Here is a 17,382-nt window from a genome sequence, read left to right as displayed (position 1 = left end):
CGAGCCCGTGATCGGAATTCCGGTTGAGGCGGCGTTGCGATTGTCAGTCTTGCGGCCCGACGATGGGCGTGACGTCCAGCACATACATCTGCCGCTCGCCTTCGTGCACGGAGTCGATGCAGACCTGCGTGCCGTCGCGGCTCCAGCGCGGATGCAGGTCGCAGCGGTTTTCCTTGGACAGATTGGGATCGGCGTAGAAGCTGCCCAGCGAATGGCGCAGGCCGGTCTGCATGTCGTAGAGGAACAGGATGCGCTCGTGCGTGGTCGAGTCCGGATAGGTGTCACTGAGCAGCCAGCGCGTGTTCACGGGAGAGTAGGTCATGTGGCCGTTTTCCGTCAGCACGCCGTCGCCCACGACCTGGACCGCGCCGCCGGGCGCATCGCGGTAGAGGTGGTAGTGGATGCTGCCGTCATGCGGGCCCCACACGATGATGGTCTGGTCGTCGCGCCACAGCGGGTGCGAGATCTGGTATTCGGATTTCTCGTAGTCGAAAGTGCCGACCGCGCTGGGATCGAAGTCGTCGGCCAGTTGCGGCAGCGGATGGTCGGAGCATTCCAGCAGGCGCATGTCGCTGCCGTCGGCGTTCATGGTGATCAGCCGGTGCAGGAAGCAGGTCTCGTCCTTGACGCGTTCGGTCCAGCGGTGCAGGAACAGGATGCGGGAGGACGAAGGATTGATCTCGATATGGCTGACCCAGTGGATGGCGCGCTCCATCGAGTCGCGCGGATGGAAGTTGCGCAGGTCGGCGTAGCTGACCAGCAGGCGGTGCGCGCCGCTTTCCAGGTCCATGCTGTGGATGCCGTCGTCGGCTGGGGCGTAGTCCACGGGGCCGGGCGCGTGTTCGCTGTAGCCGATGGTCTCGTGCGTGATGTAGAGGCGGCGGTAATCCACGCAGAGCGCGTAGCGGCTGTTCGGCGCGGCCACGTAGATGGGCAGCGGCAGGTGGCGCGTCTGGCCGGTGGCGACGTTGTGGACCGCGGAGCGGAAGCCCGGATAGAAGCCGCTGTCGTCGTCGCGGCGGCAGTTGTAGATCATCTGCGGCTCGGACTCGCCGTCCAGCCATTGCAGTTGGCAGCCCATCTGCCAGTTCCAGGCCGTGGTGCTGCCCACGGCGTGGTAGCGGTCGCCGTCCTGGAGATCGAAGTAACCCACCTCGGCGCTCAACTCGGGCGTGAGCCGCGCGTCCTTGAACGGCGTGCGGTTGGCCAGCAGATAGCGGCCGTCGCGATGCCAGACGGTCTTGTTGTAGTAGCCGAAGAAATGATGGTGTGGCGTGGCGCCCAGGCGGCGGCAGGCGATGGGCGTGGCGAGCATGCGGTTCATGGATGGCAGGGCAAAGAGGAAGTCGGAAAGAAAAAAGGGCGGCGCAGGCGCCGCCCCGGGCGTTCAGCCCGCAGTGATGTGTTCGGTTTCGATGACCTGGTTCCAGCGGGCGCGTTCGCGTTCGACGAAGGCGCGCGCGTCGGCGGGGCTGTTGCCCACCGGAGTCATGCCCAGGCGCTCCAGGCCTTCGCGGAATGCCGGGTCGGCGTAGACGCGGCGCAGGTCGGCGCTGATCTTTTCGATCAGCGCGTCCGGTACGTCCTTGCTGGCGGCCAGCGTGGTCCAGGACGTCACGGTCAGGCCGGGCAGGCCTGCTTCGGCGGCGGTGGGGACGTCGGGCAGGGCTGGCGAGCGCGTGGCGCCGGTGATGGCCAGCGCCTTCAGCTTCTTGGCCTGGATGTAGCCGATGGTGGTGGGCACGTTCTCGAACAGCAACTGGATCTGGCCGCCCAGCAGGTCGTTGGTGGCGGCCGAGCTGCCGCGGTATGGAATGTGCACGATGGGCGCCTGCGCGGCCATCTTGTAGAGCTCGCCCACCATGTGCACGGACGAGCCCACGCCGGCCGAGCCGAAGTGCAGCGTTTCCGGCTTGGCCTTTGCCAGCGCGGTGAGTTCGGCCAGGGTGTTGGCTTCCAGCGCGGGGTTGGCCACCACCACGTGCGGCATCTCGGCCACGATGGTGATCAGCTTCAGATCGCGGGCGGGTTGGTAGTTGAGGTTCTTGTAGACCCCGTAGGTGGCATGCAGGCCGATGGAGCCCAGCAGCAGCGTATAGCCGTCCGGCCCCGAGTCGGCGACGAACTTGCCGCCGATGTGCCCGCCCGCGCCGGGGCGGTTTTCCACCACTACCGACTGGCCGTAGAGCTTGCCCAGGTGTTCGGCCAACAGCCGTCCCTGGATATCGGAGCTGCCGCCCGCGGTGAAGGGCACGATGATGCGCACCGGGCGGTCGGGATAGTTGGCTTGCGCGTGCGCGGCCAGCGGCAGGGCGGCTGCCGTCAGGCCCAGGCACAGCGTTTGCAGGAGTTGGCGCCAGGAGCGGCGGAGGTTCATGTGGTTTCCCCTGGAAGGTTGGGTAGTGCGGGGGGCGCATCTGGCGGCGCCCTTGGGAAAACCAGTGTAGGAGTCCTCATGTATTTGAAAAAATTCTTTTTTCAACATAGGCTATGCAAGTTTGCTATACATTGCCCGCCATGAGCCGACCCCTGAATTTCCGCCAGATCGAAGCCTTCCATGCGGTCATGCTGGCGGGCACCACTACCGGCGCGGCGCAGATGCTGCGCACCACCCAGCCCTCGGTCAGCCGGCTGCTGGCGCAGGTGCAGCAGGCCAGCGGCCTGAAGCTGTTCGACATGGAGCGCGGCCGCTTGCGGCCCACGCGCGAGGCCAAGGATCTGTTCGATACCGTGCAGCGGCACTTCGTGGGGCTGGAGCGCATCGAGGACCGCGTTGCCGCGATGCGGCGCAGCGGCAGCGGCGTGCTGCGGCTGGCCTGCACCCCGGCGCTGGGCCTGGGCGTGCTGCCCGGCGCGATCGAGACCTTCGCGCAGCGCTATCCCGAGGTACACATCAACATGCAGACCGTGGGCAGCCAGTATCTGCGGGAAGGGTTGCTGCACGGCACCTACGACCTGGTGGTGACTACGGCGCCCATGGACGGCGCACAGCTGGAAATGCAGGCCTTGCACGAAAGCGCGGCGGTTTGCGTGATGCGGCCCGACCATCCGCTGGCCGCGCAGCCGTCCGTCGACATCATGGACCTGGACGGGCGCCGTCTGCTGGTGCTGAACGCGGATGACGACGTCTATCTGCAGCTGCGCGGCGCGATGCAGGAACATCAGGCGCAGCCCGCCTCGGAAATCGAGACCACCTATTCATCCACCATCTGCGCGCTGGCTGCCGCCGGCAGCGGCCTGGGCGTGGTCAATCCCTACATCGCCGCGGTGTTCGCGGACCGTTTGGCGATACGGCCGTTCACGCCGCGCCTGCCGGTGCGCGTCAGCATGGCTTACCCCGCGCAGACCGCGCCGTCGTCGGTGACCGAGGCCTTCGTGGAGATCCTGGCGCGCGGTTTCCAGGCGCAGCCGGACGCGACCTGAGTGCGGCAGGGGCCGCGCTCGGGCTCGCGTATCATCTGGCCATCGCGTCGGCTCAGCTCTTGCGGTTTTCGTAAGACGTATCCAGCACGTCATCTTCCGGGGTGATGATGCCGGGTTCGCCAGGTTCCGCCATGGCGCGTCCGCGCCTTGGCATGCCGGCGACCTCTTTGCTGTGATCCGCCATCGGCAGGATTTCGGTGCCTTTGCGCGGGTCGACGGCGACGGGTTGTTCCGTTTCAGCGGCCTTGGCCGCCTGCGGATCGGGGGCGGTTTTCAACATGATGTCTGCTCCGCTTGCGGGCGTCCCGGGATGGCGACGCGCCTGGTTGCCACTTCCATCTTAGGGCCGTGCGGCCGGCTGGGAGCAGGAATGCCTGTCACGTTTGCAAGGGGCTGTTGCAGGAGCCCGACCCTTATAATTTCCGACGCCTCGCGGCTTGCCGCAAGCCGCCCGGTTTCTCACTTTCCATAAGCCTACCTTGACTGAATCCGTCGAACGCTCCGTCCATGCTGAACTCGTTGCCGTGCTGGTCGCCGTCACCAACGGCGAGCCGCGGGTGTTGACGACCGACGATGCGCGCGCCTTGCCGGCCGGTCCCTTCAAGCTGTCGCACCGTTCGCTGCAGGCCGGGCTGCGCGCCTGGGTGGAGGAGCAGACCCATCACCCGCTGGGTTACGTGGAGCAGCTCTACACCTTCGCCGACGGCGACCGCTCCGATGAATCGGGCGCGCGTGTGATGTCGGTCAGCTACCTGGGCCTGACGCGCGAGGCGGGCGAGACCGGCGTGGCGCAAGTCGGCTGGCAGGATTGGTACCGCTACTTCCCTTGGGAAGACCAGCGCACGGGCACGCCCGCGCTGGTGGAAGAAATAATCGTCCCGCGTCTGGCCGCCTGGTGCGAAGACAGTAGCGATGCGGCCGTGCGCATGCGCCGCCGCCAACGCGCCGCCATCACCTTCGGACTGGACGGCTCGCCCTGGAACGAGGACATGGTGCTGCAGCGCTACGAGCTGCTGTTCGAAGCGGGGCTGGTGCCCGAAGCGGCGCGGCGCGGGGGCAAGGGCGCCGTGGTGCCGGGCGAACCCATGCGCCACGACCACCGTCGCATCCTGGCCACCGGCATCGCGCGGCTGCGCGCCAAGATCAAGTACCGCCCCGTGGTGTTCGAGTTGATGCCCGCGCAGTTCACCCTGCTGCAATTGCAGTTGGCCGTGGAGGCGCTGGCCGGGCGCGGCCTGCACAAGCAGAATTTCCGCCGCCTCATCGAGCAGCAGGCGCTGGTCGAAGAGACGGGCGAAATGGCCACGGGCACGGCCGGCAGGCCGGCCAAGCTGTTCCGTTTTCGTCGTGACGTGCTGCTGGAGCGCGCTATTGCAGGGAGCAAGTTGCCGCTGTCTCGGGCGATGTGACGTTGAGATGCATCACGCTTGAGAGTCCAAGTCACCCAAGAGTTTTAGCGGTTCTCGCGGGTGTGCCACAGCCGCAGCACGTGGACAACCGCATCCTGGTTTTCGTAGCGAATCTCGTACTCTCCAACCAGGATTCTTCTCACCTCTCGTGGTTCGAATTGGAACAGTTGTTCGCCAATACGCGGGTTGGTCTAAGAACTTGATCTTGCCCTGCTCCTGGCGACGCCGTGATCAGCGCGAGGCAGATTTCGGACTCGATGACACGCTAATGATCTCGAAATAATCACAGTGATTAAAATTTAATCGATCACACAGCTATTTCAAACTGGACGGAAAATGGCTGACGCTTGACAAGCCTTATGCTCGTCTCTAGCATAAGTGGTGCGCAATCTCCGCGCGCCTTTTTTTAACTGGTAAATACTCAAGATGAGCATTAAAGCCGAAGCGCCTATGACCATCGCCCGACTGCCCGTTCCCCCTCTGCCGGAAGTCATGCTGGAGCCGCTGGTGCGCGCGGCCTTGCTCGAGGACCTGGGACGCGCCGGGGACCTGACCACCGACGCCATCGTGCCCGCCGACGCCACGGCGCAGACCCGTCTGGTCGCGCGCCAGGAAGGCGTGCTGGCCGGGTTGGACCTGGCCCGCCTGGCGTTTCGCGCCATGGACCCGGGCATCAAGTTCGACGTTGCGCTGCGCGACGGCAGCGAATTGCAGCCAGGCGCGGAAATCGCCCGCATCAGCGGTAACGCCCGCGCCATGCTGACGGCCGAGCGCGTGGCGCTGAACTTCCTGTGCCATCTGAGCGGCGTGGCCAGCGCCACTGCGTCCATCGCCCGCGCCATCGAAGGGTACGGCGCCCGCGTCACCTGCACCCGCAAGACCATGCCGGGCCTGCGCGCCGTGCAGAAGTACGCGGTGCGTGTCGGCGGCGGCAGCAATCACCGTCACGGCCTGGACGACGCGGTACTGATCAAGGACAACCACATCGCGCTGGCGGGCGGGGTCGCGACGGCGGTCGAGCGGGCGCGCGCCGGCATCGGCCACATGGTCAAGATCGAACTGGAAGTGGACACGCTGGAGCAGTTGGAAACGGCGCTGTCCCTGGGCGTGGATGTGGTGCTGCTGGACAACATGAGCCTGGACGATCTGCGCCGCGCCGTGGCCATGGCGCGCGGCCGGGCCATCACCGAGGCTTCGGGGCGCATTACGCCCGAAACCGCCGCGGCGGTGGCGGCCACCGGGGTGGACCAGATCGCGGTGGGCTGGATCACCCATAGCGCCAAGGTGCTCGACATCGGCCTGGACGCCTGACCTTTCCGCCGGCCACCGGCCGGCATTGCCCATGCCCCCGCGCGCATGCCGCGCGGGGACGCTTGCAAGCCCGCATCATGAATCGCCTGCTTAGCTCTGTTCTCGCATTCCTGGTTTTGCCCCTGGCCGCCTGCGGCAATTCACCCTCGGGCGAAGCGCCCAAGGACGCCGCTTATCCTTCGCACCCCATCATCATCGTGGTGACGTTTCCGCCGGGTGGCGGCACCGACCTGCTGGCGCGCCGCATCGGCGCCAGCCTGCAGGAGCAGTTCGGCATGGCGGTGGTGGTGGAAAACCGTCCTGGGGCCAGCGGCAACATCGGCGCGCGCGCCGTGGCCGAAGCGCCAGCCGACGGCCATACGCTGCTGATGGTCAATAGTTCCTTCGCGATCAATCCGGGGGTCTACAGCAATCTGGGCTTCTCGCCCAAGCAGGATTTTGCGGCGGTCATCAACGTGGCCTTCGTGCCGTCGGTGTATGTGGTGCCGGCGGTTTCGCCCTGGCGCAGTCTGGACGATGCGCTGGCCGCCGCCACGCCGGACCGCCCGCTGCCGTTCGCGTCCTGCGGCAACGGCACGCCGCAACACCTGGCCGGCGAGATGCTGTCGCGCGCCACCGGCGCACCTTTGCAGCACGTGCCTTACAAGGGTTGCGGACCGGCGCTTACCGACGTGACCGCCGGCCAGGTTGGAATGGGCGTGGTCACCGCGTCCAGCGCCGCGCCTTTGATTGCGGCCGGCAAGTTGCGGGCGCTGGCCGTGACCTCGCCGGCGCGCTCGCCGCTGTTGCCGTCGGTGCCGACGGTGGCCGAGCAGGGCGTGCCCGGCTACGCGCTGGACCAGTGGCATGGCCTGCTGGCGCCGGCGGCCACGCCGCCCGCGGTGGTGGCCAAGTTGAATGCGGCAGTGGCGAAGATCGTCCAGCGCCCCGAGGTGCAGGCGGCGCTGCGCGAACAGGGCTTTACGCCCGCCAGCAGCACCCCGCGTGAATTCCAGGCCATGATCGACGCGGATATTGACCGATACACCGCCCTGACGCAGGCGATCGGCTTGCGCGCCGACTGAGCCGGGCGCAGGCCGGCCGGACTCAGGCCGCGGCGGCGGCCCGGGCGTGCTGTTCCAGCTGTTCCTTCAGGCCCGGCTGCAACTTGAGCTGGCGCGCCAGTTCGTCCAGATAGGCGCGTTCCATATAGCTTTCCTCATCCACCACCAGCAGGCTGGCCAGGTACATCTCGGCCGCCATTTCCGGCGTTTGCGCGGCTTGCGCGATCACGGACGGATCCAGGGGGCGCGACAGTTCGGCTTCAAGCCAGCGGCGGTCTTGCGCGTCCGACGACAGCTTGGATAGTTCAGTTTCGAGCAGCGCGCGTTCTTCCGGGCCGATGTGGCCGTCGGCCTTGGCCGCGCCGATCATGGCGGTCAGCACCGCCGTGCTGTGCTGCTCGGCCTGGGGCGCGGGCAGGCGGTCCAGCGTCTGCGGGGGAGCGGCCGGCGCGCCAGCCTGGCTGCGTTGCCAGTCGCCATAGGCGCGATAGGCCAGGGCGCCCAGCGCCGCCATGCCGCCGTACATGGCAACCTTGCCGCCGATCTTGCGGGCCTTCTTGCTGCCCAGCAGCAGTCCGAGCGCGCCCGCGCCCAACGCGCCGCCGCCCAGGCCGGTCAGGAAGGACGAACCCTTGCCGCCCGTGGCGTTCTGCACGCGATTGGTGGTGTCCGACAGCAGCCCTTGCCCGGACTGCAGCAGTTGATCGAGAAGTTGTCTGGCGCTCATGCGGCCCCCTTTAAAGTTTGCTCAGGTATTGCGGATAGAGATATCCGACCGGAGCGGGAGGCAGAAGTTCAGCTTACAGTCAGTTGCTTGCGCGGGCGACGTCCTTGGAGCGCCCGCCAGGTGATACAACGTGGTCTGGGGCGGCCGCGGCGGCTGCCCGTCAGGACCCCGTTACCAGGAGACAGGACCCATGAGCATCCGCGTGAGCCAAAATGCGCCCAACACGCTGCAATTCACCGCCACGGCCGAAGGCCACGATCTGCCGCTGGACATGCCCCAGCCTGCCGGCGCCGGCCCCGACCCCCACGACTACTTCGACACCGCCCTGGGCGGCTGCAAGGCCATGACCTTGATGGTCTACGCGCAGCGCAAGGGCCTGCCGCTGGAATCGGTGGGCGTGGAAGTGGTGCGCGACGCCAGCGAGGAGCGCAAGGGGATCTACCGCCTGACGGCCAAGCTGACGCTGAACGGCGAGCTGTCCGACGCGCAGATCGACGAACTGCTGGCGGTGGCCGAGAAGTGCCCGGTGCACAAGCTGATGACGGCGGTGGATGTGCAGGTGTCCACCGTGGTGGTGCAGCCGGCCTGACGGGGCCGGTTGCGGCGGCAGGGGCCGGCGGCCCCGCCGCGGGCGGATTCAGTCTTCCATGCCCGGGACGATGGTCGAGAAACCGGCATCCACGTGGGTGATCTCGCCCGTCACGCCGGCGGCCAAGTCCGACAGCATGAAGGCGGCGACGTTGCCCACGTCTTCGATGGTGACGTTGCGACGCAGGGGAGCCTGGGCTTCCACGAACTTCAGGATGGCCGAGAAGTCCTTGATGCCGCTGGCGGCCAGCGTCTTGATGGGGCCGGCGGAAATGCCGTTGGCGCGGATGCCGCGCGGGCCCAGCGCCGTGGCCAGGTAGCGCACGCTGGCTTCCAGCGAGGCCTTGGCCAGGCCCATGGTGTTGTAGTTCGGAACCACGCGTTCGGCGCCCAGGTAGGTCAGCGTCAGCACCGAGCCGTTGCGGCCTTCCATCAGCGGCAGCGCGGCTTTGGCCAAGGCGGCGAAGCTGTAGGCCGAGATGTCATGTGCGATGCGGAAACCTTCACGCGACAGGCCGTCGAGGAAGTTGCCGGCGATGGCTTCGCGCGGGGCGAAACCGATGGAGTGCACCAGGCCGTCCAGGCCGTCCCAGTGTTGGCCGAGTTCGGCGAAGGCGCCTTCGATCTGGCTGTCTTCGGCCACATCGCAGGGCAGCACGATCTTGCTGCCGAATTCAGCTGCGAATTCGCCTACGCGGTCCTTGAAGCGGTCGCCCACGTAGGTGAACGCCAGTTCGGCGCCTTGCTGGTGACAGGCGCGCGCGATGCCGTAGGCGATGGATCGGTTGGAAAGCACCCCGGTGACCAGGATGCGCTTGCCGGCGAGAAAGCCCATATTTCTATCCTTTGATTTTTTCCCTCTGGAATCCGCCTATTTTAAGGAGTTTGCGCGGTTTCGCGATATGAAAATCCCTGGGACGGATCCGACCGGCGTGAGCCTTTAGGACGGTTTTCAGAGCGGCGGAAACAGGCGCACGAAACTGGCGAGCAAGGGATCGCGCTGGTCGGCGCGCCAGACCAACTCCAGATCGAACGTCAGGTCTATGCCGCCGATTTCCTTGAAGACCACGCCGGCCGGACCATGCAGCCGGAACGAGGCGGGAATGATGGCGCAGCCCAGGCCGGCCGACACCAGGCCGAGGATGGTGGGAAGATCGGTCGCCACGGCGGCCGGGCGCGTCAACGGAATGCCGGCGGCCTTCAAGATGCGCACCAGCGCGTCATAGTGCGAGGGCGATCCGGCGCGCGGGAACAGGATGAACTTCTGGCCCGCCAGGTCCTTGAGCGTGCGGATCTTGCCGACGTTGCGCGCCACCGCCGCGGGCATGGCGAGCAGCATGCGGTCTTCATAGATCTTCATTCCCTCCACTTCGCCATCGAGCGGAGAGCGCCAGGCGACGACGCCCGCGTCCAGCTCGTGGCGTTTGATCGCATCGAGCTGCCAGGCCGACAGGCCGGATTCCAGCTGTACATCGGTATCGGGCGAGGCGCGCGACAGGGCCGCGATCGCCTGTCCCAGGCCGGGCAGCCAGCTGTAGCCGGGCATGATGCCGATCTTCAGCGAGCCTGCCTTGCCATTGGCCGCCAGCGCCACCTGCGCCCGCAGGGTTTCGGAACCCGCCAGCATCAGTTTCGCGTGGGCGAGCAGCGCTTCGCCAGCGCGCGTGAGCGCCACGCCGCGCGGCAACCGGACTAGCAGTTGCGCGCCGAATTCCTCTTCCAGCGCCATCATCTGGCGCGACAGGGCGGGCTGGGCGATATGCAACGCCTTCGCCGCGCCGGCCACGCTGCCGGCTGCGCACACCGCTGCGAAGTAGCGCAACTGTCTCAATTCCATGCCATGCCTCCCGGGCATATGTAGCAAGCATCAAAAGTATTTGTTGCTGGTCAGTCAAATACCTATATTTTCGGATTTAACCCCATAACGTATACCCAAAAGGTCTATGACGAAACCGACATTCCGCGAGTCGCCGTTATTGCGTGACCGGCGGGTCGCGCACCTGCCGGCACGCAACCCGCACTGCGCGACGGCCTTCACCGACATCGATCTCGACGCGCCTGGACGCCAGGCGGGCTTCCTGCACATCCCGCAGTCGCCGCACGAAGACGCCTGGGGCACGGTGCGCATACCCATGGCGGTGCTGGCCAATGGCGACGGCCCCACCGTCATCCTGGAAGCCGGCAACCACGGCGACGAGTACGAAGGCCAGATCGTGCTGGGCGCATTCATCCGCGACCTGCCGCTGGACCGCATTCGGGGGCGCCTGATCGTCATGCCCGCGCTCAACGCGCCGGCAGCGGAAGCCGGCCTGCGTACCTCGCCGCTGGACGGCAAGAACCTGAACCGCACGTTTCCCGGCGACCATGCGGGCAGCATCACGGAACAGATCGCCGCCTACGTCAGCGACGAGCTGTTCTCGCGCGGCGACGCGTTCCTGAGCCTGCATTCCGGCGGTTCGTCGCTGGACATCATTCCCAGCGCCCTGGTCCAGCCGTCGCAAGATGCCGGGCAGACCCAGCGCAACATCGATGCCGTAATGGCCTTCGGCGCGCCGTTCAACGTGATGCTGGACACGCTGGGCGATACCCGCACCAGCGTCGCCACGGCCGTGGCGGCGGGGCTTACCTGTGTCAGCACCGAGATGGCGGGACGCGGCACGGTGACGGACAGTGCGCTCGCGCTGTGCCGCGCCGGCGCGCTGCGCGTGCTGGCGCATTGGGGCGTGCTGGACCAGGCTTGCGCCCAGCCGCTGGCGGCGCAGCCAGCGCCCCTGTGCAAGGTCAGCGGCGCGAAGTCCTACGTCATCGCCTCCGAACGCGGTGTGTTCGAGGCTTACCATCGGCATGGCGAAGCCGTCGAGGCCGGCCAGCCCGCGGGCCGCATCCACCAGACATTCGATCCGCGCCGCGCGCCGGTCGAGCTGGTTTACGGGACCAGTGGCGTCATCTTCGCCAAGCGCCATCCCGGCATCGTCGTGCCCGGCAACGTCTGCTGCGTCGTGGCCAGCGCGGCCTGATTCACCCATTTTTGAAGAACGGAACATGGCAATCCATATCGAAACCCCGGCGCTCGCATCCCGCGCCTTCTCCCTGCGCAGCGGCAAGGACGTGCGCCTGAAGATGGAGGCGCTGCAGCCCAGCGGCTCGTTCAAGGCCCGCGGCATAGGCCACGCCTGCCAGATCTACAAATCCCGCGGGGCCCGGCGCTTCATCTCTTCGTCCGGCGGCAACGCCGGTTATGCGGTGGCCTACGCCGGCCGCATGCTGGCCACGCCGGTGACCGTGGTGGTGCCCGCCACGACCTCGGAGCGCGCCAAGAGCCTGATCCGCTCCGAAGGGGCGGAGGTCATGGTGCATGGCGCCTCCTGGATGGAGGCCAATGCCCGCGCGCTGGAACTCATGACCGAGGCGGATGCGTTCCTGCATCCCTTCGACGACCCTTTGCTGTGGGAGGGGCACGCGACCATGATCGACGAGCTGGCCCGGCAGGGCGGGCGGCCGGATGCGGTCATCTGCTCGGTCGGCGGCGGCGGGCTGCTATGCGGCGTGGTCGAAGGCCTGCGGCGCAATGGCTGGGCGGAAGTGCCGGTGATTGCGGCCGAGACGGCCGGCGCCGACTCCTATGCCCAGGCCCTGGGCGCGGGGGCGCCGGTGCTGTTGCCCGAGATCCGGTCCATTGCGACCTCATTGGGCGCGCGGCAGGTCTGCGACCGCGCGCTAGAGCTGGCGAAGGAGCATCCCATCGAGAGCGTGGTGGTATCGGATGCCGCCGCGGTGGCAGCCTGCGAGGACGTGCTGCTGGAGCACCGCATTCTGGTCGAGCCCGCCTGCGGCGCCTCGATTGCGGCGCTGGACGGCGGTTCGGATCTCCTGAAGAACGCACGATCGGTGGCGGTGATCCTGTGCGGCGGCGTGGGCGTAACGGCCGGCCAGCTGGCGCAATGGAGTACGCAGTTCGCGGCGCAGCCGCGGTAGCGGGTGGCGGATGGACATAAAAAAGGCGCGTCCCGCGGGACGCGCCTTTTTCATGCAAGCGCCGATCAGCCGCGGGCGTTGGTGCCCGGCACGCGCAGTTGCGAGCCGACCTTCAGGGCGCTGCCCTTGATGTTGTTGAGCGCGCGCAGCGCGTCGACCGAGGTGCCGTACTGCTTGGCCAGCGAGAACAGCGTGTCGCCCTGGCGCACCTTGTGGGTGCGGACATTGGGGCGGGCGCTGGCTACGCGGGCGGCTGGCGCCTGGGTGGTGCGGCCGCGCGGGGCGGCGGCCTTGTTGTCCGACGGTGTCGAGTCCAGCGCGCCCACCGGCGTGGCCAGCGAGGCCAGCTGCACGCCGCCCGTGCCGGGTTCGCCCGGCACCAGCAGGGATTGGCCGGAGGCGGATTTCTGGCGCGAACCGATGTCGTTGGTCTGGCGCAGCGTGGCTTCGCTCACGCCGAAACGCTTGGCGATCGAGGCGTAGGATTCCCCGCGACGCGTATGGTAGATCTTCCAGGCGCTGAGGTCGCCCTTGTAGTTGGTCAGGTTGGCGTTGAAGATCTCGACGCGGTCGGCCGGGAGCAGCAGGGTGGGGCCGTGGTCGCCGCGGATCACGGGACGGTTGAACGAGGGGTTCAGCGCCTTGAATTCGTCCAGCGGCATTTCGGCCAGCTTGGCGGCGATTTCCAGGTCGATGTCGCTGTTCTTCTGGACCGTCACGAAGTAGGGCGTGTTGCCCACCGGGGGCAGGGCCACCGCGTAACGTTGCGGATCGGCGATGATGTTCTTGATGGCCTGCAGCTTGGGCACGTAGTTGCGGGTTTCATCGGGCATGTTCAGGGACAGGTAGTCCGTGCCCTGGCCGGCCGCCTCGTTCTTGGCCATGGCGCGCTGCACCGAGCCTTCGCCCCAGTTGTACGAGGCCAGCGCCAGGTACCAGTCACCCTGCATTTCAAACAGCTTTTCCAGGTAATCCAGCGCCGCGTTGGTCGAGGCGATGGGGTCGCGGCGCTCGTCGCGCCACCAGTCCTGCTTCAGGTTGAAGTGCTGGCCCGTGGCCGGCACGAACTGCCACAGGCCGGACGCCTGGGCGCGCGACAGCGCGGTCGGGTTGTAGGCGCTTTCGACGAAGGGCAGCAGCGCCAGCTCTGTCGGCAGGCCGCGACGGTTGATCTCGTCGACGATGAAGTACAGGTATTTGCCTGCGCGTTCCGCCATGCGCTGCACCGACTCGGGGTGGGACGCGTAGTACTCGGTCCACTGCTGCGAGAGATCGGTGTTCAGGTTGGGGATGGCGAAACCGCGGCGGATGCGGTCCCAGGCGTCGGCGGGCGGGTTGGTCAGGTCAACCGTCCGGGACGTGTCGCGGGCGATGTATCGCCCTTGCGAATTGGTGGTGAGGTTCTTGCTATCGGGGGCTTTGGTTCCTGCGCAACCGGCGAGGACTGCCAGCATGAGCGGCAGAAGGAGTCGGGATAGATTCATCGGGTTGTCACTTGAAATCGTTCTTCCATTCACGAAGGGAGGCAAAAACCTCTACCGGCGTAGCGTGGCTGCGGCCGGCCCAGCGCTCTGCGGCGTGGACGACCTCAACTTCTTGCGTGCGCAAAAACGGATTGGCCGCGCGTTCCTGCCCGATGGTGGACGGAAGCGTGGGAAGACCTTCTGCTCGTAATTGCTGGGCCTGCTGGTGCCACTGTTGCAGGCTGCGGTTGGCCGGATCGACTGCCAAGGCCCAGCGCAAGTTCGCTAGAGTGTACTCGTGTGCGCAAAAAACCTGTGTATCTGGCGGTAAAACGGCAAATTTCCCTAAAGAATCATGCATTTGCGCCGGAGTGCCTTCGAAAAGACGGCCGCAGCCCCCCGCAAACAGGGTGTCGCCACAGAACAGAACCGGCTCCTGACCGGCCGCCCGGCCGTAGTAGGCGATATGGCCGGCGGTGTGCCCGGGCACGTCCAGCACGGCCAGATCCAGGTCCAGTTCCGGGATCGCCACGCGGTCGCCCTGCGCCAGGCGCACGTCGCAGCGCGGCAGCTGTTCATGCGCGGGGCCGTATACGGTAATGCCCTCGATGCGGGACAATTCCGGTACGCCGCCCACATGGTCGCCATGATGGTGCGTGAGTAGAATGGCGCGCAGTCTCAAGCCGTTCTGGGCCAGCCATTGCAGCACCGGGCCGGCGTCGCCGGGATCGACCACGGCGGCTTCATCGCCGCGGACGATGGCCCAGATGTAGTTGTCGTTGAAGGCGGGTAGAGGCAAGACCGCGGCGTTGCGATCGCGGCCGCCTGTGGGGGCGGTCAAGGCTTGCATGGGATTCGAAGGAATAGAACGTGGCAGAAGATACTCCGCCGATTGTAGAACTGGCCGAATGGTTCCAGACGCCGCCGGGACAGTACGTACTGGCCTGGGAGCGGGCGCAGTTCGATGCGGCTGTCGCGGACGTGTTCGGATATTACGCCTGGCAGGTGGGTCTGGCGGACATGAATCTGCTGCGCGCCAACCGCATGCCCTTCAAGGGCTACGTGGGCGCCGAGACCCCGTCCGCGGAAAGCGCGGCGGCCTGGCAGTCGCGGGTGGTGCTGGCCGAGCCCGAGGCCCTGCCGTTCGAATCCCAGAGCGTGGACCTGCTGATCCTGCCGCATGCCTTCGAGTGCGCGGACGATCCCCACAACGTGCTGCGCGAGGTCGAACGCGTGCTGGTGCCCGAAGGGCGGGTCGTGATCTCGGGCTTCAATCCCTGGAGCATGTGGGGCATGCGCACGCGCATGCCCGGCATGGAACCCTGGCTGCCGCAGCCGCCGTCATCCCAGGTGTCCTTGCCGCGCCTGAAGGACTGGTTCAAGCTGCTGTCGCTCGAGGTCGAGGCCAGCCACTTCGGCTGCTACGCCCCGGCCTGCCGCAGCGAAAAGTGGCTGCAGCGCTGGTCCTTCCTGGAGTCGGCGGGCGCCCGCTGGTGGAGCGTGGGCGGCGCGGTCTATCTGGTGTCGGCCGTCAAGCGGGTGGCCGGCATGCGTATCATTGGCCCGGCCTGGAAGAAGGCCAAGCCCAAACGCGCCCGCGCCGCGTCCGTGGTGGTCAACCGCCACGCGGACGACGGCTCCTGAGGCCCCAGTCCCGCGCCGCGGGGCCAATTTTTGGGACTTTTTTTAGCAAGGAATACCAAGCAGCACCATGCAGGACGACAAAGCGAACGAGCAGAAAGTGGAAATGTGGACCGACGGCGCCTGCAAGGGCAACCCCGGTCCGGGCGGCTGGGGCGTGCTGATGCGCGCCGGCAGCCATGAAAAGACCCTGCATGGCGGCGAACTCCAGACCACCAACAACCGGATGGAACTGCTGGCAGTCATCCAGGGCCTGCGCGCGCTCAAGCGCCCGTGCACGGTCATCATCCACACGGACTCCCAATATGTAATGAGGGGCATGACCGAGTGGCTCGCCAACTGGAAGCGGCGCGGCTGGATGACGGCCGACAAGAAGCCGGTCAAGAACGCCGAGCTGTGGCAGCTGCTGGACGAACAGGTGCAGCGCCATACCGTGTCCTGGCGCTGGGTCCGCGGCCATGCCGGCGATCCCGGCAACGAACGGGCAGACCAGTTGGCCAACATGGGCGTGGAATCGGCCCGCCGGGGCTGAGGGCATCGGGATATACCCTCAAATCCGCCCTCTGGGGCGGATTTAGTTCTTTCATCCGGCTTCAGGATTGTTCCAGTATGTAAATCCGGGTGCTAAAGTGCCAACCCTCATTCCAGTTCCTGCGGCGCAGTCCGCGTGGGGGCATGCCAGGCCCGCGCCGCAATACCGCCACATTCGCGCATGAAAAAAGCAGTACTGCTCGCCGCCGTAGCGGCAGGGTTGGCCGCGGGGGCCGCGCTCGGCGTTTTTGTGCCGCGCTGGCTCGCCTTCGGAACCGTCAGTCCACAACCCGGCGCCGTCGAGGCGCCCCTCGTGACGCGCGTTGCGCCCGTTCGGGTCGAAGTGGCCGCCGTTGAAGAGATTCCTTTCGCGCGCGGCATCTCGGCCGTGGGCAGCCTGCGCTCCGACGAGTCCGTGGTGCTGCGACCAGAGGTCGCGGGCCGCATCCAGTCGATCGATTTCAAGGAAGGCCAGCCGGTCAAGCGCGGCGACGTGCTGATCCGGCTGGACGATTCCGTGCCGCGCGCCGAGCTGGCCCAGGCGCGCGCCAACCTGACGCTGGCGCAAAGCCACTACCGGCGCTCGGTGGAGCTGCAGGGCAAGGGTTTCGTCAGCCAGCAGGCGCGCGACGAATCCGCCAGCACCCTGAAGGTGCAGGAAGCCGCCGTGGCGCTGGCGCAGGCGCGGCTGGACAAGATGACGATCTCGGCGCCGTTTGGCGGCATCGCGGGCCTGCGCAGCGTGTCGGTGGGCGACTACGTCAACCAGGGCCAGGACCTGGCCCCGCTGGAGGCGATCGATCCGCTCAAGGTGGATTTCCGCGTCCCTGAAATGTATTTGAGCAAGGTGGGCGTGGGCCAGCAATTGACGCTGCGCATGGACGCGCTGCCCGGCCAGGAGCGCCAGGGCGTGGTCTACGCGGTCAGCCCGCTGGTCGACGCGGGCGGACGCTCCATCCTGCTGCGCGCCACGGTCCCCAACAAGGATGCGGTGCTGCGTCCGGGCATGTTCGCCCGCGTGCAGCTGCAGTTCAACCAGGACAAGGCGCTGGTCGCGCCGGAAGCCGCGCTGTCGCCCTCGGGCGCGACGCAATACGTCTACCGCGTCAAGGATGGCGTGGCCGAGCGGCGCGAGGTCACCATCGGCGAGCGCCGCGAGGGCCGCGTCGAAATCCTGACCGGCGTGGCGGCGGGCGACCGGCTGGTGGTGTCGGGCTTGCAGCGCGTGACAGACGGCGCCGCGGTGACCGTCCTGGCCAACGGCGCGTGAC

At 66.9% G+C, this 17,382-nt stretch carries 19 protein-coding genes; 10 read left to right on the top strand and 9 right to left on the bottom strand.

The genetic code is table 11. The annotated features are described in order from the left end of the window. Positions 1-43 precede the first annotated feature (43 nt). On the bottom strand, positions 44-1,324 hold the full coding sequence (locus HV766_RS20335; protein WP_175181745.1) for a TolB-like translocation protein: 1,281 nt from the start codon (positions 1,322-1,324) through the stop codon (positions 44-46). A 63-nt stretch (positions 1,325-1,387) separates the two neighbouring features. Beyond that, positions 1,388-2,377 carry a Bug family tripartite tricarboxylate transporter substrate binding protein gene (locus HV766_RS20330; protein ID WP_175181744.1) on the bottom strand — a complete coding sequence of 330 codons (990 nt, stop codon included), beginning with the start codon at positions 2,375-2,377 and terminating at the stop codon, positions 1,388-1,390. A 140-nt stretch (positions 2,378-2,517) separates the two neighbouring features. Between HV766_RS20330 and HV766_RS20325 the strand changes: the two genes are divergently transcribed. Continuing rightward, positions 2,518-3,423, top strand: coding sequence for a LysR substrate-binding domain-containing protein (locus tag HV766_RS20325; RefSeq protein ID WP_054458422.1), 906 nt, complete (start codon positions 2,518-2,520; stop codon positions 3,421-3,423). 52 nt (positions 3,424-3,475) lie between these two features. On the opposite strand, the gene HV766_RS20320 is transcribed toward HV766_RS20325, so the two are convergent. Next, positions 3,476-3,703, bottom strand: a complete 228-nt coding sequence (locus HV766_RS20320) for a hypothetical protein (protein WP_054458424.1) — start codon at positions 3,701-3,703, stop codon at positions 3,476-3,478. Between the two features lie 199 nt (positions 3,704-3,902). Between HV766_RS20320 and HV766_RS20315 the strand changes: the two genes are divergently transcribed. After that, positions 3,903-4,832 carry an NUDIX hydrolase gene (locus tag HV766_RS20315; RefSeq protein ID WP_054458550.1) on the top strand — a complete coding sequence of 310 codons (930 nt, stop codon included), beginning with the start codon at positions 3,903-3,905 and terminating at the stop codon, positions 4,830-4,832. A gap of 44 nt (positions 4,833-4,876) precedes the next feature. Here the strand turns inward: HV766_RS20315 and HV766_RS20310 are convergent, their stop codons facing one another. Further along, complete coding sequence (locus HV766_RS20310; RefSeq protein ID WP_119450694.1) at positions 4,877-5,011, bottom strand: type II toxin-antitoxin system RelE/ParE family toxin; 135 nt, start codon at positions 5,009-5,011, stop codon at positions 4,877-4,879. Positions 5,012-5,258: 247 nt separating this feature from the next. Here HV766_RS20310 and nadC point away from each other — a divergent pair, with 247 nt between their 5' ends. Beyond that, complete coding sequence (gene nadC, locus HV766_RS20305) at positions 5,259-6,143, top strand: carboxylating nicotinate-nucleotide diphosphorylase (protein WP_119450693.1); 885 nt, start codon at positions 5,259-5,261, stop codon at positions 6,141-6,143. 77 nt (positions 6,144-6,220) lie between these two features. Further along, positions 6,221-7,207, top strand: a complete 987-nt coding sequence (locus HV766_RS20300; protein WP_175181743.1) for a tripartite tricarboxylate transporter substrate binding protein — start codon at positions 6,221-6,223, stop codon at positions 7,205-7,207. A gap of 22 nt (positions 7,208-7,229) precedes the next feature. Here the strand turns inward: HV766_RS20300 and HV766_RS20295 are convergent, their stop codons facing one another. Further along, positions 7,230-7,913 (bottom strand): tellurite resistance TerB family protein, encoded by a 684-nt coding sequence (locus tag HV766_RS20295; protein ID WP_054458430.1) that lies wholly within the window; start codon positions 7,911-7,913, stop codon positions 7,230-7,232. A gap of 190 nt (positions 7,914-8,103) precedes the next feature. Here HV766_RS20295 and HV766_RS20290 point away from each other — a divergent pair, with 190 nt between their 5' ends. Then, positions 8,104-8,502 carry an OsmC family protein gene (locus HV766_RS20290; RefSeq protein WP_054458431.1) on the top strand — a complete coding sequence of 133 codons (399 nt, stop codon included), beginning with the start codon at positions 8,104-8,106 and terminating at the stop codon, positions 8,500-8,502. Positions 8,503-8,550: 48 nt separating this feature from the next. Here the strand turns inward: HV766_RS20290 and fabI are convergent, their stop codons facing one another. Continuing rightward, positions 8,551-9,336 (bottom strand): enoyl-ACP reductase FabI, encoded by a 786-nt coding sequence (gene fabI, locus HV766_RS20285; protein ID WP_175181742.1) that lies wholly within the window; start codon positions 9,334-9,336, stop codon positions 8,551-8,553. 117 nt (positions 9,337-9,453) lie between these two features. Then, a complete protein-coding gene (locus tag HV766_RS20280) occupies positions 9,454-10,338 on the bottom strand; it encodes a LysR family transcriptional regulator (protein WP_175181741.1) in 885 nt (294 codons plus the stop codon). A gap of 106 nt (positions 10,339-10,444) precedes the next feature. Between HV766_RS20280 and HV766_RS20275 the strand changes: the two genes are divergently transcribed. Both HV766_RS20275 and HV766_RS20270 read left to right on the top strand, forming a co-directional pair. Further along, on the top strand, positions 10,445-11,518 hold the full coding sequence (locus HV766_RS20275) for a succinylglutamate desuccinylase/aspartoacylase family protein (RefSeq protein ID WP_175181740.1): 1,074 nt from the start codon (positions 10,445-10,447) through the stop codon (positions 11,516-11,518). Positions 11,519-11,543: 25 nt separating this feature from the next. Beyond that, entirely contained in the window at positions 11,544-12,476 is a 933-nt protein-coding gene (locus HV766_RS20270) for a pyridoxal-phosphate dependent enzyme (RefSeq protein WP_175181739.1), read from the top strand. Between the two features lie 65 nt (positions 12,477-12,541). Here the strand turns inward: HV766_RS20270 and HV766_RS20265 are convergent, their stop codons facing one another. Further along, positions 12,542-13,960, bottom strand: a complete 1,419-nt coding sequence (locus HV766_RS20265; RefSeq protein ID WP_054458438.1) for a transglycosylase SLT domain-containing protein — start codon at positions 13,958-13,960, stop codon at positions 12,542-12,544. Between the two features lie 7 nt (positions 13,961-13,967). After that, complete coding sequence (gene gloB, locus HV766_RS20260) at positions 13,968-14,789, bottom strand: hydroxyacylglutathione hydrolase (protein WP_054458440.1); 822 nt, start codon at positions 14,787-14,789, stop codon at positions 13,968-13,970. A gap of 20 nt (positions 14,790-14,809) precedes the next feature. Here gloB and HV766_RS20255 point away from each other — a divergent pair, with 20 nt between their 5' ends. From HV766_RS20255 to HV766_RS20245, 3 genes are all read left to right on the top strand, one after another. Then, positions 14,810-15,583, top strand: coding sequence for a class I SAM-dependent methyltransferase (locus HV766_RS20255; RefSeq protein ID WP_054458442.1), 774 nt, complete (start codon positions 14,810-14,812; stop codon positions 15,581-15,583). 67 nt (positions 15,584-15,650) lie between these two features. Next, the gene (rnhA, locus tag HV766_RS20250; RefSeq protein ID WP_175181738.1) at positions 15,651-16,112 is read left to right on the top strand and encodes a ribonuclease HI; all 462 of its coding nucleotides are present in this window, start codon (positions 15,651-15,653) and stop codon (positions 16,110-16,112) included. Positions 16,113-16,292: 180 nt separating this feature from the next. Further along, positions 16,293-17,381 carry an efflux RND transporter periplasmic adaptor subunit gene (locus HV766_RS20245; RefSeq protein WP_054458445.1) on the top strand — a complete coding sequence of 363 codons (1,089 nt, stop codon included), beginning with the start codon at positions 16,293-16,295 and terminating at the stop codon, positions 17,379-17,381. The last annotated feature ends 1 nt before the right edge of the window (position 17,382 follow it).

This window comes from Achromobacter aegrifaciens, from assembly GCF_902859735.1.
Taxonomy (GTDB): Bacteria; Pseudomonadota; Gammaproteobacteria; order Burkholderiales; family Burkholderiaceae_B; genus Achromobacter; species Achromobacter aegrifaciens.
Note: the sequence above shows the minus strand (reverse complement) of the source record. Positions and strands in the feature narration are given on the sequence as shown.

Bases quoted from the DNA above. Each gene is read 5' to 3' on its own strand.
- HV766_RS20265 (WP_054458438.1), bottom strand. From the start codon at position 13,960: ATGAATCTATCCCGACTCCTTCTGCCGCTCATGCTGGCAGTCCTCGCC.
- nadC (WP_119450693.1), top strand. From the start codon at position 5,259: ATGAGCATTAAAGCCGAAGCGCCTATGACCATCGCCCGACTGCCCGTT.
- HV766_RS20335 (WP_175181745.1), bottom strand. From the start codon at position 1,324: ATGAACCGCATGCTCGCCACGCCCATCGCCTGCCGCCGCCTGGGCGCC.
- HV766_RS20280 (WP_175181741.1), bottom strand. From the start codon at position 10,338: ATGGAATTGAGACAGTTGCGCTACTTCGCAGCGGTGTGCGCAGCCGGC.
- HV766_RS20330 (WP_175181744.1), bottom strand. From the start codon at position 2,377: ATGAACCTCCGCCGCTCCTGGCGCCAACTCCTGCAAACGCTGTGCCTG.
- rnhA (WP_175181738.1), top strand. From the start codon at position 15,651: ATGCAGGACGACAAAGCGAACGAGCAGAAAGTGGAAATGTGGACCGAC.
- HV766_RS20320 (WP_054458424.1), bottom strand. From the start codon at position 3,703: ATGTTGAAAACCGCCCCCGATCCGCAGGCGGCCAAGGCCGCTGAAACG.
- HV766_RS20275 (WP_175181740.1), top strand. From the start codon at position 10,445: ATGACGAAACCGACATTCCGCGAGTCGCCGTTATTGCGTGACCGGCGG.
- gloB (WP_054458440.1), bottom strand. From the start codon at position 14,789: ATGCAAGCCTTGACCGCCCCCACAGGCGGCCGCGATCGCAACGCCGCG.
- HV766_RS20325 (WP_054458422.1), top strand. From the start codon at position 2,518: ATGAGCCGACCCCTGAATTTCCGCCAGATCGAAGCCTTCCATGCGGTC.
- HV766_RS20300 (WP_175181743.1), top strand. From the start codon at position 6,221: ATGAATCGCCTGCTTAGCTCTGTTCTCGCATTCCTGGTTTTGCCCCTG.
- fabI (WP_175181742.1), bottom strand. From the start codon at position 9,336: ATGGGCTTTCTCGCCGGCAAGCGCATCCTGGTCACCGGGGTGCTTTCC.
- HV766_RS20270 (WP_175181739.1), top strand. From the start codon at position 11,544: ATGGCAATCCATATCGAAACCCCGGCGCTCGCATCCCGCGCCTTCTCC.
- HV766_RS20245 (WP_054458445.1), top strand. From the start codon at position 16,293: ATGAAAAAAGCAGTACTGCTCGCCGCCGTAGCGGCAGGGTTGGCCGCG.
- HV766_RS20295 (WP_054458430.1), bottom strand. From the start codon at position 7,913: ATGAGCGCCAGACAACTTCTCGATCAACTGCTGCAGTCCGGGCAAGGG.
- HV766_RS20290 (WP_054458431.1), top strand. From the start codon at position 8,104: ATGAGCATCCGCGTGAGCCAAAATGCGCCCAACACGCTGCAATTCACC.